This is a genomic window from Nocardia arthritidis NBRC 100137 (genome assembly GCF_001612765.1).
In the GTDB taxonomy this organism is placed as follows: domain Bacteria; phylum Actinomycetota; class Actinomycetes; order Mycobacteriales; family Mycobacteriaceae; genus Nocardia; species Nocardia arthritidis.
Map to the genome: position 1 here is coordinate 22,305 of NZ_BDBB01000046.1, position 15,611 is coordinate 37,915.

Consider the following 15,611-nt stretch of genomic DNA (forward strand, 5'->3'; position numbering starts at 1 on the left):
GTCGTATCGGTGGCCGGTGTGTCAGTCATGACGCTTCCCCGTTTCGCATCGGACGGTCAGTTCTCTTCCGTGGCGCCGGCGGGCTGCTCGGGGCCGATCCTGAGGACGGCGTCCTTGAACGCCATCCACCCGAGCAGCGCGCACTTCACCCGCGCGGGGTACTTGGAGACTCCCGCCAAGGCGATGCCGTCGCCGATCACGTCTTCGTCGCCCTCGATGGTGCCGCGGCTGGAGATCATCTCACTGTAGGAGTCGACCACCTTCAGCGCCTGTTGCACCGGCAGCCCGATGACCTGGTCGGTGAGAATCGAGGTGGCGGCCTGGCTGATCGAGCAGCCCTGCCCGTCGTAGGAGACGTCGGCGATGTCACCGTCGTCGCCGAGCTGCACGCGCAGGGTCACCTCGTCGCCGCAGGTCGGGTTCACGTGGTGCACCTCGGCCCCGAACGGCTCGCGCAGCCCGCGGTGGTGCGGGTGCTTGTAGTGGTCCAGGATCACTTCCTGGTACATCTGCTCCATGCGCATGTCTTATGCAACTCCGAAGAAGCTCTGGGCCTTCCGCACGGCGGCGACCAGCGCGTCCACCTCGGCGATGGTGTTGTAGACCGCGAACGAGGCGCGTGCGGTGGCCGCGACGCCGAAACGCCGGTGCAGTGGCCACGCGCAATGATGGCCCACCCGGATGGCGACGCCCTCGTCGTCCAGGATCTGCCCGACATCGTGCGCGTGGATGCCGTCTACGACGAACGCCACGGCGCCGCCGCGGTCGACGTTCTCGGTGGGTCCGATGACGCGCACGCCGCCGATCCCGGCCAACCCTTCCAGCGCCGCGCCGACCAGCGTGTGCTCGTGCGCCGCGACCGCGTCCATGCCGATGCGTTCGAGATACCGCACGGCCGCGCCCAATCCGACCACCTGCGAGGTCATCGGCACCCCGGCCTCGAAGCGCTGCGGCGGCGGAGCGTAGGTGCTGTGGTCCATGAACACCGTCTCGATCATGGACCCGCCGGTGATGAACGGCGGCATCTCCTCGAGCAGCGCGCGGCGGCCGAAGAGCACGCCGACGCCGGAGGGACCGAGCATCTTGTGCCCGGAGAACGCGGCGAAATCCACGCCCAGCGTGTGGAAGTCCACCGGCATGTGCGGCACCGACTGGCAGGCGTCGAGCACGACCAGCGCGCCCACCGCCTTAGCGCGGCGCATCAGCTCCTCGACCGGCGCCACCGCGCCGGTGACGTTGGACTGGTGGGTGAACGCGACCACCTTGGTGGCGGCCGACAGTTCCAGCGAGTCCAGATCGATCCGGCCGTCCTCGGTCACGCCGTACCACTTCAGCGTGGCGCCGGTGCGGCGGGCCAGCTCCTGCCAGGGCACCAGATTCGCATGGTGTTCCAGCTCGGTGATGACGATCTCGTCGCCGGGACCGACGTGGTGCGGGAACCGGTCGTCGGCGAACGCGTAGGTCACGAGGTTCAGCGACTCGGTAGCGTTCTTGGTGAAGACGATCTCGCCCGCGTCCACGCCGACGAACCGCGCGATGTCGGTCCGCGCGCCCTCGTAGGCGTCGGTCGCCTCCTCGGCCAGCTGGTGCGCCCCGCGGTGCACCGCGGAGTTGCTGGTGATCAGGAAGTCGCGTTCGGCTTCGAGCACCTCGATCGGCCGCTGCGCGGTCGCGCCGGAGTCCAGGTACACCAACGGTTTTCCGTCCCGGACCGTGCGGTTCAGGATCGGGAAGTCGGCCCGGATGCGGGCGACGTCGAGGGTGCGGACCGTAGCGGTCATGTCAGGCTCCAGCGGTTGCAGTCTGAGTGAAACGAACGTAGCCGTTGGCGTCGAGTTCCTCGGCGAGTTCGGCGCCGCCCTCGGCGACGATGCGACCGCCGACGAAGACGTGCACGAACTCCGGCTGGATGTAGCGCAGGATGCGGGTGTAGTGCGTGATCAGCAGGACCCCGCCGTTCTCGCGCTCCTTGTAGCGGTTGACGCCCTCGGAGACGATGCGCAGCGCGTCGACGTCCAGGCCGGAGTCGGTCTCGTCCAGGATGGCGATCTTCGGCTTCAGCAGGCCCAGCTGAAGGATCTCGTGGCGCTTCTTCTCACCGCCGGAGAAGCCCTCGTTCACGCTGCGCTCGGCGAAGGCGGCGTCGATCTCCAGCTCGCTCATCGACTCCTTCACCTCCTTGACCCAGTGCCGAAGCTTCGGGGCCTCGCCGCGCACGGCAGTGGCGGCGGTGCGCAGGAAGTTCGACATCGAGACGCCGGGAACCTCGACCGGGTACTGCATGGCGAGGAACAGGCCCGCACGCGCGCGCTCGTCCACCGACATCGCCAGCACGTCCTCGCCGTCGAGGGTGATCGAGCCGGAGGTCACGGTGTACTTCGGGTGACCGGCGATCGCGTAGGACAGCGTGGACTTGCCGGAGCCGTTTGGGCCCATGATGGCGTGCGTCTCACCGGATTTCACCGTGAGGTTCACGCCCTTGAGGATCTTGATGGGCTCGCCGGACTCGTCGGGGTTGGCGACCTCGGCGTGCAGGTCCTTGATTTCCAGGGTGGTCATCGAATTCGAATTCCTTTGCCAGGTATGGGGTTTGTCGATCAGGCGCCGATGGCGGCGAGTTCGGCCTCGATGGCCGCCTCCAGCCGCTCCCGGATCTCGGGCACCGCGATCTTCTGGATGATCTCGTGGAAGAAACCACGCACCACCAGGCGGCGGGCGGCGTCCTCCGGGATGCCGCGGGCGCGCAGGTAGAACAGCTGCTCGTCGTCGAACCTGCCGGTCGCGGAGGCGTGTCCGGCGCCGACGATCTCGCCGGTCTCGATCTCCAGGTTCGGCACCGAGTCGGCCCGCGCCCCGTCGGTGAGCACCAGGTTGCGGTTCACCTCGAAGGTGTCGGTGCCCTCGGCGGCGGCACGGATGAGCACATCGCCCACCCAGACGGTGCGGGCGTCGCCCTTCGGCGAGTGCGGATCTCCCTGCAGCGCACCCTTGTACAGCACGTTCGACTTGCAGTTCGGCACCGCGTGGTCGACCAGCAGGCGCTGCTCGAAATGCTGGCCCGCGTCGGCGAAGTAGAGGCCGAGCAGTTCGGCGTCACCGCCGGGGCCGTCGTAGCGGACGTTGCCGGTCAGGCGCACCAGGTCGCCGCCGAGGGTGACCGAGATGTGCCGCAGGGTGGCGTCGCGGCCGAGCTTGGCGTGGTGCGCGGTGGCGTGCACCGCGTCGTCGGCCCAGTCCTGCACCGCGACCACGGTGAGCTTGGCCGAATCGCCGAGCACGAATTCGATGTTCTCCGCGTAGGTTCCGCTGCCATGCTGGTCGATGACCACGGTGGCCTTGGCGAAGGGCTCCAGCCGGATCTGCAGGTGGCCGTAGGCGGTCTTGCCCTCGCCGGGACCGGTGATCGTGACGACTACTGGCTCGGCGACCTCGACCTCTTTGCCGACCGACACCACGGTCGCCTGCTCGAAGCCCGAGTATGCCTGCGCGGCAACACGATCGGACGGCACGCCGCCCGCGCCGAGCCGGGCGTCGGTACGGTCGACCGTCTCGACTGTCACGCCCTCGGACGCCGCGATCTCGACGGTCGCGCGGCCGTCGCGAACCGCGGTGCCGTCCTGCAGTCCGCGCAAGCGGCGCAGCGGCGTGAACCGCCACGCCTCGTCCTTGGCGGAAGGCACCTCGAAGGCATTGACGTCGAACGAGGTGAAGACTTCGCCCTTGTTGACCGCGGGGGTGCGAGCTTCGGCGGCTTCGGCAATGTTCTCCACGGCCATCAGCCGACGGCTCCTTCCATCTGCAGTTCGATCAGGCGGTTCAGTTCGAGCGCGTACTCCATCGGCAGTTCCTTGGCGATCGGCTCGACGAAGCCGCGCACCACCATCGCCATCGCCTCGTCCTCGGTGAGGCCGCGGCTCATCAGGTAGAACAGCTGGTCCTCGGAGACCTTCGAGACAGTCGCCTCGTGGCCCATGGTCACGTCGTCCTCACGGATGTCGACGTAGGGGTAGGTGTCCGAGCGGCTGATCGTGTCGACCAGCAGCGCGTCGCACTTCACCGTCGATTTCGAGCCGTGCGCGCCCTTGTTCACCTGGACCAGGCCGCGGTAGGAGGCCCGGCCGCCGCCGCGCGCCACCGACTTCGACACGATGGTCGAGGAGGTGTGCGGCGCGAGGTGCAGCATCTTCGCGCCGGTGTCCTGGTGCTGACCCTCGCCGGCGAACGCCACCGAGAGCACCTCGCCCTTGGCGTACTCGCCGGTCATCCAGACCGCCGGGTACTTCATGGTGACCTTGGAACCGATGTTGCCGTCGATCCACTCCATGGTCGCGCCCGCCTCGGCCTTGGCCCGCTTGGTGACCAGGTTGTAGACGTTGTTCGACCAGTTCTGGATGGTGGTGTAGCGGCAGCGGCCGCCCTTCTTGACGATGATCTCCACCACCGCGGAGTGCAGCGAGTCGGACTTGTAGATCGGCGCGGTGCAGCCCTCGACGTAGTGCACGTAGGCGCCCTCGTCGACGATGATCAGCGTCCGCTCGAACTGGCCCATGTTCTCGGTGTTGATCCGGAAGTAGGCCTGCAGCGGGATGTCGACGTGCACGCCCGGCGGCACGTAGATGAACGACCCACCCGACCATACGGCGGTGTTCAGCGCGGAGAACTTGTTGTCGCCCGCGGGGATCACCGTGCCGAAATACTGCCGGAAGATCTCCGGGTGCTCCTTCAACGCCGTGTCGGTGTCGAGGAAGATGACGCCCTGCTGCTCCAGATCCTCACGGATCTGGTGGTAGACGACCTCGGACTCGTACTGCGCGGCGACACCGGAGACCAGCCGCTGCTTCTCGGCCTCGGGGATGCCCAGCTTGTCGTAGGTGTTCTTGATGTCCTCGGGCAGCTCGTCCCAGGACGCGGCCTGCTTCTCGGTGGAGCGGACGAAGTACTTGATGTTGTCGAAATCGATGCCGTCGAGGTTCGATCCCCACAGCGGCATCGGCTTGCGATCGAAGATGCGCAGCGCCTTGAGCCGCTGCTCGAGCATCCACTCGGGCTCGTTCTTCTTCGCCGAGATGTCGCGGACAACCGCGTCGGACAGACCTCGTTGCGCGCTGGCGCCGGCCACATCCGAATCGGCCCAGCCGTAACCGTATTTGCCCAGCGAAGCGATGGTTTCTTCCTGGGTGAGCGGTTGCACCTGGTCGGTGGTCGTCGTCATTCGGCACTCCTTCCGGAGTCGTTCGTTCGTACCGCTGCGGGCTGTGCAGCGGTTGGTGCTGAAGTTCCGGTCCGGTCGGCAGGCAGGACCAGCAGCGGCACGTGCGTGGTGCACGCGCAGTCGCCGTTGGCGATCGTGGCCAGCCGCTGCACATGCGTGCCGAGCAGCTCCCGGAACGCCTCGAGCTCCGCCGCGCACAGCTGAGGGAACTCCTCGGCGACGTGCGCCACGGGGCAGTGATGCTGGCAGATCTGCACGCCCGCGCCCACCTTGCGGGTGGTGGCGGCGAACCCGGCGTCGGTGAACGCCTCGGCGATCTCCTCGGCCTTGGCCTCGGTTTGTTCGGTGGTGTGCTCACCGACCGGCTCGATCCCGGCCACGATAGTGCGTGCCCGTCTGCGGGCGAACTCGGCGATGGCCTGTTCGCCGCCGATCTCCCCGAGCTGCCGGATCGCGGCCCCCGCCAAATCGTCGTAGGCGTGGCCGAGGTCGCCTCGCCCGGCCGCGGTGAGCTGGTACTGCTTGGCCGGGCGGCCCCGGCCCTTCTGCTGCCAGGGCGCCGATCGAGTCGCTCGCGCTCGGCCGGAGTCGATCAAGGCGTCCAGATGCCTGCGCACGCCCGCCGGGGCGAGGCCGAGCCTGTTCCCGATGGCGGTGGCGGTGATCGGTCCTTCCTCCAGCAGCAGCTGGACGATGGCCGCTCGGGTATGCCCTTCGCCGCCGACCGCCGCGGGCGCAGCAACCGACCCGGCACCGGTCCGGCGACCAGTCCCTTCGTCGTTCCTCCGCAAACCCACGGTTTTCACAACATCAGTGTGGCGGAATTCGTTCCGGAAATCTAATAAGGGTGCCCTGAGTAAGCGGCCCGGTCGACCTGCGGGGATTCCGGTCCGGCGGAGGGTCACGCCCCGATCATCCGGACAGGCGTCTACCGATACAGCGCCGGGCCCGAAGCCGTCCCTCCCCCTGACCTGCGCAGAGAAAACGCTGATCGAACCGGCTGGGGCGAGTTCGCGCGGACTCGGAACCGCCGCGACCGCCCCTGCGGCGTGATCGTCGCCACCGGACACCGGGTCGCGACGGTCCGCAGTGCGATTCGTCACAGACGTTCAGCGCACGGCCACCAGTTTCAATGGCGTCTCCAGCAGCGCGTCCACCGAATCCTCCCACGGGACCGTCGCGGTGGTGACCAGTGACGGGTCGAAGCGACCGGCCGCCACGAGATCGAGGACCTCGGGAATGGCCGGGCGCACATGCGCCCGGCCGGTGTGCAAGGTGCAGCAGCGGGTGTACATGCCGAACAGCGGCAGCGCGACGTCCTGCGACTGGACGCTGACGCTCGTGCACCAGCCGTCGTACGCCGTCGCGTCGATCGCCCCGCGCAGCGCTTTCGCCCGGCCTGCTGCCTCCACGACGATCGGGAACCGCCCCACCCGTGCGTCCGGGGGCCCTTCGATCGCCTCCGCGCCGAGCGACTTCGCGATGCCCAGTCGCTGGACGGAGTCGTCGAGATAGACCACCCGGGCGGAACCGAGGGCGACGGCGAGCCCGGCGGCGTACAGACCGATCGACGGCGCGGCGGGGCCGCCGATCACCAGCACTTCGGCGGCGGGATCGTCGGCCAGCTGCGGGCCGACCGCGCGATAGGCGTCCGGGATGTTGTCGCTGGCGCTGGCCACCGCGGCCGGGTCGACGCCGGAGGGCAGCCGCACCAGCATGGCGTCCGCGTGCGGCACCAACGCCAGGTCGGCCCACAACCCGCCCCAGTCCAACCCGCCCATGGCGCCGAGGCCGAACGACGACAGCCGCGGATGGCTCACGCAGTTTCCGGTCCGCCCGCGTGCGCAGGCCCGGCAGGCGCCGCAGGAGATCTGGAACGGCACCACCACCAGGTCGCCGACGGTGACGCCGCGCACCTCCGGACCGATGTCGACGACTTCCGCCACTCCCTCGTGCCCGAACGGATACGGTCCGGGCAGCGGGAACGCGCCGCGCAGAACGGCCGGGTCGATGTCACAGGTGGCCAGCGCGACGGGCCGCACGAGCGCCTGGCCGGACCCGGTCAGCACGGGTTCGGGATGTTCTTCCCAGCGCATCGCACCAGGACCGGTCAGCATCAGACGCTTCATCGTCCGAGTGTCGCTAGAACGTTCTTTCTAGTCAAGCGTTCGGTCCCGCATCGCCTTGCTGGGCAGAAGTTTCCGGAAATTGTCCGGGACGCGCTGCCGCACCGGGCTCGGTGGTGGCCGCCGCTCGGTGCGGCGCGGTCGCGGGGCCGCCGATCCCCGCCGACGCGAACGTCGACCGGATCAGCCGCTCCATCGACTGCGCCACTGTGCGCAGCGGGGCGTCCGTCTGCCGGATCCGGGCCAGGATCGTGGCACCCTCATAGGCGGCGACCACCGTCGTGGCCAGCTCTGCCGCCTCCTCGCCGCCGAGCCCCAGTTCGGCGAGCAGTCCGGCGAATGCCTGCTCCATCGCCTCGAAGGCGTGCACACAGGCCGAGCGCACCGCCTCGACGTCACTGCCGCCGTCGAGCGCGGGCGTCCCGACCGGGCATCCGTCGGTCCACTCCGAGTCCGCGAGCTTGCCGACCATGAATTCGAACAGCGTGGCCAAGGTGGCGAACACATCGGTGGGCGCCTGCCGGATCATCCGGCCGGTCAGCACGCCGGTCCCGGTGATCGCCGCGACCGCGATCTCCTCCTTGCCCCCCGGAAAGTGGTGGTAGATAGAGCCATACGGCAGTTCGGCCGCCTCGCTCAACGCCTTCAGACCGAACCCGTGATACCCGTGCCGCGCCAGCAGCCCGGACGCGGCCACCTCGATCCGCCGCCTGGACTCCGAAACCATCTGTCGATTGTGCCCCGCGACCGGCGCCGGTCCGGTCGGAACGACAGCCTACAGCGCCTTACGACAGTGCCTTGTTCCCGAGGACCGCAATCGCCGGTGTGCCGTTGAGGGCAACCGTAGGTCGTGCTCAGCGAGTGGTGGCCGCCTGCAGAATCGACCTGACCGGTATGGCGGGGCGCTGGAGAAGGCTTTCGAGTTGGCCTGTGGCAGTGGCGAATTCCCCGCGGCGGGCGGCTCGGAACATGCCGAGGAGCATGGCGGCCCGCTCCTCGGGGACGCCGCGCGCGACCAGGGAAGCGGCCCATTCGGAGTCCGCGGCGACGACGCGGCGGATCGTTCGTCCGGTCCGTTCGGTGAGGATGGCGGCGATGTCGGCGAGGTCCAGCGCCTCCGGTGCGGTCAGGGGCGGGGTCGGCCCGTCGAACCGGCCTTCGTCGGCGAGGATGATCGCCGCGGCTTCGGCGAGATCGGCATGGGCTGTCCAGGAAACCGGCCCATCGGCCGGTGCGAGCAGTTCACCGGTGTCCAGCGCCGAACCGAGCAAAAGCGGGACGGTACCGGCGTAGAACCCGTTGCGCAGTGCGGTGAACGGTATGCCTGTCGCCGCCAGGTAGCGCTCGGTCGCGGCATGATCCGGCATGGGACCGAACACCGAATCATCGGCGGCGGCCTGATGGCTGGTGTAAAGGATGCGCCCGGCCCCGGCCGCGCGAGCGGCGTCGATCGCCGCGACATGCGCGGCGACGGCCGCCTCCCCGGTCAGGTTCGCCGACACGATCAGCACTTGGGTGGCGCCTGCGAATGCCTCGGCCAGGGATGACGGGTCGGTGAAGTCGCCGCGCCGCACCCGCACTCCGCGGGAGGCCAGCTCACCTGCCCGGTCGATGTCGCGCACGCTGACGCCGACCCGAGCGGCCGGTACCCGCTCCAGCAGCCGATCGACGATCTGAGAGCCGAGCAGTCCGGTGCCTCCGGTGACGATGATCATCCACACTCCTTAACATTGATAATATCGATGTTAGCAACGACGATATCAGCAGCGCTTAGGATGGCCGCATGGCAGAGTCGAGGTCGAGCAGCGCGAGCAGGCAGGAGACCCGGGAGCGCATCGTCGAGGTGGCTGGGCGGCTGTTATGCGAACAGGGCCCGCACGCTGTCACCACCCGCGCGGTCGCGCATGCGGCCGGCATGCAGGCGCCGACCATCTACCGTTTCTTCGAGGACAAGGACGCATTGCTCGATGCCGTCGCCGAGCATGTCTTCGCGACCTACGTGGCGGGCAAGGCCCTCGCCGACGAGGAGGACGACCCGGTAGCCGAGCTTCGCGCCGGATGGGACACGCACATCGACTTCGCCCTGACCAATCCGGCGGTGTTCTCGATGCTCACCGACCCCCACCGCGGGACTGCCTCACCCGCGGCGGCCGCTGGGCTGCAGGTGCTGCGCGCCCGGGTGCACCGTGTCGCGGCGGCCGGCCGGCTCCGGGTAAGCGAACGTCGCGCCGTCGACCTCGTCCATGCCGCCGGGACCGGGGCCGCTCTGGCCCTGTTGTCCGTCCCGGCCCAAGACCGTGACCTCGGGCTTGCCGAGGCGATGTACGAGGCGGTGACCCACGCGATCCTCACCGACATCCCACCACCTTCCGCGCCCGACGCCGCCGCGGCCGCCCTACGAACCGCCGCACCGGAATTGCCGATGCTCACCGACGCCGAACGCGCCCTGCTGTCGGAATGGCTGCGACGAACCGACGAGAACCCCACCGGCGACGCTCCCCGTCCTCGCTGACATCGACACGACAGACCCGCATGCGCGCACCAACTAGGCTGCGTTGCGTGGCGGTACTGGACGGCGCGCGGCGCAGGACACTGGCGGTCGGGCGCCGGGCACTCGGACTCGACGTGCCCGCGGCCGATCACACGATCGCGGTGCTGCATCGCGACGAGTCGGAGGTGCCCGGTCTCGACCGTAAGGAGCTGGCGCAGCTCGACCGGATCCGCCTGATGGGCGCGACGGGCACGGTGCTGATGGCGATCAGCGCGCTCGGCATCGGCGCGCAACCGGTGCACCAGAACCCGACCTCCGGCGTCCGCGTGCTGGGCATCTTCGCCCGCGCCCACACCGGCTCGCTGGCCATGTGCATGACCGGCACCGTCGTGGTCGTGCTGGCCTGGCTGCTGCTGGGCCGATTCGCGATCGGCGGCATCGGCGGCTCCCCGATCCACCGGCTGACCCGCTCGCAGCTGGACCGCACGCTGTTGCTGTGGCTGATCCCGCTCAGCGTCGCTCCCCCGCTGTTCAGCAACGACGTCTACTCCTATCTGGCACAGAGCGAGATCGCCGCGCGCGGCATCGACCCGTATCAGGAAGGCCCGGTCGCGGGACTCGGGATCGACAACGTCCTGACCAACAACGTGCCGACCATCTGGCGCGACACCCCCGCGCCCTACGGTCCGCTGTTCCTCTGGATCGGCCGTGGCATCGCCGAACTCACCGGGGACAACATCATCGCGGGCGTGTGGGTGCACCGGATCCTCGCGCTCGGCGGCGTCGCGCTGATCGTCTGGGCGCTGCCCCGGCTGTCGGTGCGCTGCGGCGTCGCGCCGGTGAGCGCGCTGTGGCTCGGCGCGGCCAACCCGCTGGTGCTGTTCCATCTGGTCGGCGGCGTGCACAACGACGCGCTGATGCTCGGCCTGATGCTGGCGGGCCTGGAGTTCTGTCTGCGCGCCATCGAGGACACCCACCCGTTCGACGGCCGGGCCTACGCGTGGCTGATCAGCGGGGCGATCATCATCACGCTGTCGTCCTCGATCAAGTTCACCTCGATCATCGTGCTCGGGTTCGTCGGGATGGCGCTGGCGCGGCGCTGGGGCGCCTCGCTGCGCACGGTCGCCATCGCGGCCGCCATGCTCGGCGCGATCGCCATCGGCACAACGCTTTTCATCAGTTCGGTCAGCGGGCTCGGATTCGGCTGGATCTACACGCTGAACACCGCGAGCGTGGTGCGCAGCTGGATGTCGCTGCCGACCGTGCTCGGCATCATCACCGGGTTCGGCGGTGTGCTGCTGGGACTCGGCGATCACACCACCGCGCTGCTGAGCATCACCCGCCCGATCGCGGCGGTGGTCGCGGGCTTCTTCACCGTCCGGATGCTGGTCGCCACCGGCACCGGGCGGCTGCATCCCGTCGGCGCGCTCGGCGTGGCGCTCGGCGCGATCGTGCTGCTGTTCCCGGTGGTGCAGCCCTGGTATCTGCTGTGGGCGATCGTGCCGATGGCGGCTTGGGCGACCCGGCCGGTGTTCCGGGTTCCTGCGGTGGCGTTCTCGGCGATCGTGAGCGTCATCCTGATGCCGCGCGGCGCCGATCTGGAGGTGTTCCAGATCGTGGGCGCCGCGATCGCCACCGTGATCGTCGGAGTGCTGTTCATCGTGATCACGCGCAACTCGCTGCCCTGGCGCGGGCAGACGGGGGTGTCGGCTCCGTCACAGGTGCCCACCTCCTACGGTGTGACATCGTGACCGAGCGTGGCGAGGGAGCCATCTACACAGCATCACCGGGTGCGCCGAAACCGAGCGCCGGCGAGGCTGAGTCGTGACCACGGCCTCCGGACCGGCCGTCAGCGTCGACGCCGTCGTCAAGCGGTACGGCGAGACCACGGCCGTGGACGGCCTGACGTTCGAAGTCGAACCGGCGCGGGTGCTCGCGCTGCTCGGCCCGAACGGCGCTGGCAAGACCACCACGGTGGAGATGTGCGAGGGATTCGCCGCGCCGGACGCCGGCGCGGTGCGCGTGCTCGGCCTGGACCCCGTCGCCGATTCCGAACGGCTGCGCCCCCGCATCGGCGTCATGCTCCAAGGCGGCGGCGCGTATCCCGGCGCGCGAGCGGGGGAAATGCTGGACTTGGTAGCCGCCTACTCCGCGGATCCGCTCGACCCCGACTGGCTGCTGCGCACGCTCGGCCTCCAGGACAACCGCCGCACCCCTTACCGCCGCCTCTCCGGCGGCCAGCAGCAGCGGCTCGCCCTCGCCTGCGCGCTGGTGGGCAAACCGGAAATCGTGTTCCTGGACGAACCGACGGCGGGCCTTGATGCCCAGGCCCGGCTGATCGTCTGGGAACTGATCGACGCCCTGCGCCGCGACGGGGTGACCGTCGTGCTGACCACGCACATGATGGACGAGGCCGAGCAACTCGCCGACCAGCTGGTGATCATCGACCACGGCCGCATCGTCGCCTCCGGCACCCCCGCCGAGGTCACCGCGCACGGAGCGGCGGGGCAGCTGCGCTTCACCGCGCCGCCCAAACTGGACCTGGAACTGCTGGCGAACGCCCTGCCCGAAGGGTTCGCGCCGCGGGAGACCACCCCCGGCACCTATCTGGTGGAGGGCGAGATCAATCCGCAAGTGCTCGCGACCGTCACCGCGTGGTGCGCGCGAATGAACGTGCTGGCCACCGACATCCGGATCGATCAGCGCCGCCTCGAAGACGTCTTCCTCGAACTGACCGGACGGGACCTGCGCGGATGAGCGAGCACGACGCGACCGCCAACCGATTCACGCCGGGCACCTTCGCCCCCGGCCCGCGCCCGAGCAGCCGCGCCGCGATGCTGTTCGCGCAGACCAGGCTCGAGCTGATCCTGTTGCTGCGCAACGGCGAACAACTCCTGCTGACCATGTTCATCCCGATCACCCTGCTGGTCGGCCTGAGCTTGCTGCCGTTCGGCGATCTCGGCGCGCACCGGGTGGACAAGATCGTGCCCGCGGTGATGATGGTGGCCGTCATGTCCACCGCGTTCACCGGTCAGGCCATCGCCGTCGGCTTCGACCGCCGCTACGGCGCGCTCAAGCGGCTCGGCGCGACGGCGCTGCCGCGCTGGGGCGTCATCGCGGGCAAGAGCGCGGCCGTGCTCATCGTGGTCGTGCTGCAAGCCGTCCTGCTCGGCCTCATCGGCTTCGCATTGGGCTGGCGGCCGCAACCCGTCGGGCTGCTGCTGGGCGCGGCGGTGATCGCGCTCGGCACCGCGACCTTCGCGGCGATGGGCCTGCTGCTGGGCGGCACCCTGAAAGCCGAGGTCGTGCTCGCGCTGGCCAACATCCTGTGGTTCGTCATGCTCGGCGTCGCCAGCATCGTGTTCGCCGCCGACGACCTGCCCGCCGTGGTGAGCGTGCTCGCCCGGCTGGTGCCGTCGGGCGCGCTGGCCGAAGCGCTGGAAACCGCGATGCACACCGGCGTCGACTGGTTCGGGATCGCCGTACTCGCCGTATGGGGCGTGGTGTCGGGCGTCGCGGCGACCCGCCTGTTCCGCTTCCACTGAGCCTCAACGACGAAATGTAGTAGACCGGATGAAGCCGTCGGATCCGGCCCGGCTACCATTTCCGACGTGCTGTATCGCGCGTTCTTGCGACTCGTCGACAAGCTGCCGCTGCCCTCCTCACGGACGCAGCGCCTGATCGCGCTCGCGGTCATCCTGTCCCAGGCGGGCATCTCGGTGACCGGCGCCGTCGTGCGGGTCACCGCCTCCGGTCTCGGCTGCCCGACCTGGCCGCAGTGCTTCCCCGGCAGCTTCACACCGGTCGCGGTGTCGGAGGTCCCGGCCATCCATCAGGCGGTCGAGTTCTCCAACCGGCTGCTCACGTTCGCGGTCACGCTGTGCGCGGCGGCCGTTGTGCTGGCGGTGACCCGTGCGCGCCGCCGCCGCGAGGTGCTGGTCTACGCGTGGCTGATGCCCGGCGGCACCGTCGTGCAGGCGATCATCGGCGGTATCACGGTGCGCACCGGGCTGCTGTGGTGGACCGTCTCGACGCACCTGCTCGCGTCGATGGTGATGGTGTGGCTGGCGGTGGTGCTGTACGCGAAGATCGGCGAACCCGACGACGGCGTCGATACCGTGCAGGCCCCCGCGCCGCTGCGCTGGCTCACCGCCTTCGCGGGCGTCGCGCTCAGCGCGGTCCTGATCGCGGGCACACTGGTGACCGCGGCCGGTCCGCACGCGGGCGACAAGAGCATCGAACGCCAAGTCGAGCGGTTGCAGGTCGAGATCGTCACCCTGGTGCATCTGCACTCCCAACTGCTGGTGGGGTATCTCGCGCTGCTGGTCGGCCTGGCGTTCGGCCTGTTCGCGGTCGGCATCACCCCCGCCGTGCGCACCCGCCTGTTCGTACTGCTCGCACTGGTGTGCTCGCAGGCGCTGGTCGGCGTCGTGCAGTACTTCACCGACGTCCCCGCGGCGCTGGTCGTCGTGCACGTGGGCGGGGCTGCCGCGTGCACCGCAGCCACCGCCGCGCTGTGGGCCTCGCTGCGCACCCGGGAGCGGGTCGCCGCTCCGAAGCCGGACCAGGCCACGCAGGCCGCCTGAGCGACCCACGCTTACCCCTGGTCGTCACGCCACAACAGGTGAACGACCCGTGTACCAGAGCGCTGCAAGCAGTTCGCACGGCTTCGGCACGCCACGGGCCACTTCGGCACAATGCCGATGTGGGGCCGGAGCGCGCTCGCGCGCGTCTCGCACCACCGGGCTGTGATCCTCGCTCGGCGGTAGCGTGATCGGTCGTGTCCACGCCTCACCCGCGATCCGATGCGTCGCAGCCCTTTCCCGAGTTCGAGCCGTATGCCGACGGGCTGCTCGACGTCGGGGACGGTCAGCGGATCTACTGGGAGACCAGCGGTAACCCGAGTGGCAAGCCGGCGCTGGTGGTGCACGGCGGGCCCGGCGGCGGCGGACGACGCGGTTCGCGCAGAAGCTTCGACCCGGCGGCCTACCGGATCGTCCTGTTCGATCAACGCGGCTGCGGGGAGAGCCTGCCACACGCCTCCGACCCCGCTGTCGATCTCGCGCACAACACCACCCATCACCTGATCGCGGACATGGAACGGCTGCGCGAACACCTCGGGATCGACCGGTGGTTGCTCTTCGGCGGTTCCTGGGGCGCGACGCTGATCCTCGCCTACACGCAGCGCCACCCCGAGCGGGTCAGCGAGATCGTGCTGGCCGGGGTCACCATGACCCGGCAAGAGGAGATCGACTGGCTCTACCGCGATGTCGCACGGCTGCTGCCCGAGCAGTGGGAGACCTTCCGCACCGGCGTCCCGCTCGCCGATCGCTACGGCGATCTCGTCGATGCCTACCGACGGCTGGTGGAAAGTCCCGACGCCGCCATCCGCGAGGCGGCGGCGCAGCGGTGGTGCGCCTGGGAAGACGCCGTGATCGCGCACGAAAACCTCGGCAGCCCCGGGCAGTACAGCGCCAAGCCGGACGCCGCGCGCATGGCGTTCGTCCGGATCTGCACGCATTACTTCGCTCATGCGGCCTGGCTGGAGGACGGGCAGTTGCTGCGCGATGCGCACCGGCTGACGGGCATCCCCGGAGTGCTGATCCACGGCAGGCTCGACCTGAGCGCCCCGCTGTACACCGCCTGGCAGCTGGCTCAGGCATGGCCCGACGCGGAACTCGAGGTCATCGACGATTCCGGGCACACCGGCAGCCCCGCCATGGGTGCGGCCATCCGGCGGGCGATCGCCCGGTTCGCCGGGCAGGCTTAGCCGCGCGGCCGA

At 69.4% G+C, this 15,611-nt stretch carries 15 protein-coding genes; 6 read left to right on the top strand and 9 right to left on the bottom strand.

Annotated features, from left to right (window positions below):
- Nucleotides 1–56 precede the first annotated feature (56 nt).
- The 9 genes from sufU to NA8_RS26980 all read right to left on the bottom strand — a co-directional run bounded on the left by sufU (nt 57) and on the right by NA8_RS26980 (nt 9,053).
- Nucleotides 57–524: a Fe-S cluster assembly sulfur transfer protein SufU gene (gene sufU, locus NA8_RS26940; protein ID WP_063053152.1), complete on the bottom strand. Its 468-nt coding sequence runs from the start codon at nt 522–524 to the stop codon at nt 57–59.
- A gap of 3 nt (nt 525–527) precedes the next feature.
- Complete coding sequence (locus NA8_RS26945) at nt 528–1,781, bottom strand: cysteine desulfurase (RefSeq protein ID WP_063053153.1); 1,254 nt, start codon at nt 1,779–1,781, stop codon at nt 528–530.
- A gap of 1 nt (nt 1,782) precedes the next feature.
- Entirely contained in the window at nt 1,783–2,559 is a 777-nt protein-coding gene (gene sufC / locus NA8_RS26950) for a Fe-S cluster assembly ATPase SufC (RefSeq protein ID WP_063053154.1), read from the bottom strand.
- Between the two features lie 38 nt (nt 2,560–2,597).
- Entirely contained in the window at nt 2,598–3,776 is a 1,179-nt protein-coding gene (sufD, locus tag NA8_RS26955) for a Fe-S cluster assembly protein SufD (RefSeq protein WP_063053155.1), read from the bottom strand.
- Entirely contained in the window at nt 3,776–5,212 is a 1,437-nt protein-coding gene (sufB, locus tag NA8_RS26960; protein ID WP_063053156.1) for a Fe-S cluster assembly protein SufB, read from the bottom strand. Before sufB ends, sufD begins: the two co-directional genes overlap by 1 nt.
- Complete coding sequence (locus NA8_RS26965; protein ID WP_084467104.1) at nt 5,209–6,018, bottom strand: helix-turn-helix transcriptional regulator; 810 nt, start codon at nt 6,016–6,018, stop codon at nt 5,209–5,211. Before NA8_RS26965 ends, sufB begins: the two co-directional genes overlap by 4 nt.
- A gap of 303 nt (nt 6,019–6,321) precedes the next feature.
- The gene (locus NA8_RS26970) at nt 6,322–7,341 is read right to left on the bottom strand and encodes a zinc-dependent alcohol dehydrogenase (protein ID WP_063053157.1); all 1,020 of its coding nucleotides are present in this window, start codon (nt 7,339–7,341) and stop codon (nt 6,322–6,324) included.
- A gap of 31 nt (nt 7,342–7,372) precedes the next feature.
- The gene (locus NA8_RS26975) at nt 7,373–8,065 is read right to left on the bottom strand and encodes a TetR/AcrR family transcriptional regulator (protein WP_084467105.1); all 693 of its coding nucleotides are present in this window, start codon (nt 8,063–8,065) and stop codon (nt 7,373–7,375) included.
- A gap of 127 nt (nt 8,066–8,192) precedes the next feature.
- A complete protein-coding gene (locus NA8_RS26980) occupies nt 8,193–9,053 on the bottom strand; it encodes an NmrA family NAD(P)-binding protein (RefSeq protein WP_063053158.1) in 861 nt (286 codons plus the stop codon).
- A gap of 68 nt (nt 9,054–9,121) precedes the next feature.
- Between NA8_RS26980 and NA8_RS26985 the strand changes: the two genes are divergently transcribed.
- The 6 genes from NA8_RS26985 (at nt 9,122) to pip (ending at nt 15,599) form a co-directional block, all read left to right on the top strand.
- Nucleotides 9,122–9,850, top strand: a complete 729-nt coding sequence (locus tag NA8_RS26985; protein WP_063053159.1) for a TetR/AcrR family transcriptional regulator — start codon at nt 9,122–9,124, stop codon at nt 9,848–9,850.
- Between the two features lie 20 nt (nt 9,851–9,870).
- Nucleotides 9,871–11,580: a polyprenol phosphomannose-dependent alpha 1,6 mannosyltransferase MptB gene (mptB, locus tag NA8_RS26990; protein WP_439957420.1), complete on the top strand. Its 1,710-nt coding sequence runs from the start codon at nt 9,871–9,873 to the stop codon at nt 11,578–11,580.
- Between the two features lie 73 nt (nt 11,581–11,653).
- Nucleotides 11,654–12,586: an ABC transporter ATP-binding protein gene (locus NA8_RS26995; RefSeq protein ID WP_063053161.1), complete on the top strand. Its 933-nt coding sequence runs from the start codon at nt 11,654–11,656 to the stop codon at nt 12,584–12,586.
- A complete protein-coding gene (locus tag NA8_RS27000) occupies nt 12,583–13,374 on the top strand; it encodes an ABC transporter permease (protein WP_063053162.1) in 792 nt (263 codons plus the stop codon). The genes NA8_RS26995 and NA8_RS27000 overlap by 4 nt, the downstream gene beginning before the upstream one ends.
- 66 nt (nt 13,375–13,440) lie before the next feature.
- Complete coding sequence (locus NA8_RS27005; protein ID WP_063053163.1) at nt 13,441–14,415, top strand: COX15/CtaA family protein; 975 nt, start codon at nt 13,441–13,443, stop codon at nt 14,413–14,415.
- 194 nt (nt 14,416–14,609) lie between these two features.
- Nucleotides 14,610–15,599: a prolyl aminopeptidase gene (pip, locus tag NA8_RS27010; protein WP_063053164.1), complete on the top strand. Its 990-nt coding sequence runs from the start codon at nt 14,610–14,612 to the stop codon at nt 15,597–15,599.
- The last annotated feature ends 12 nt before the right edge of the window (nt 15,600–15,611 follow it).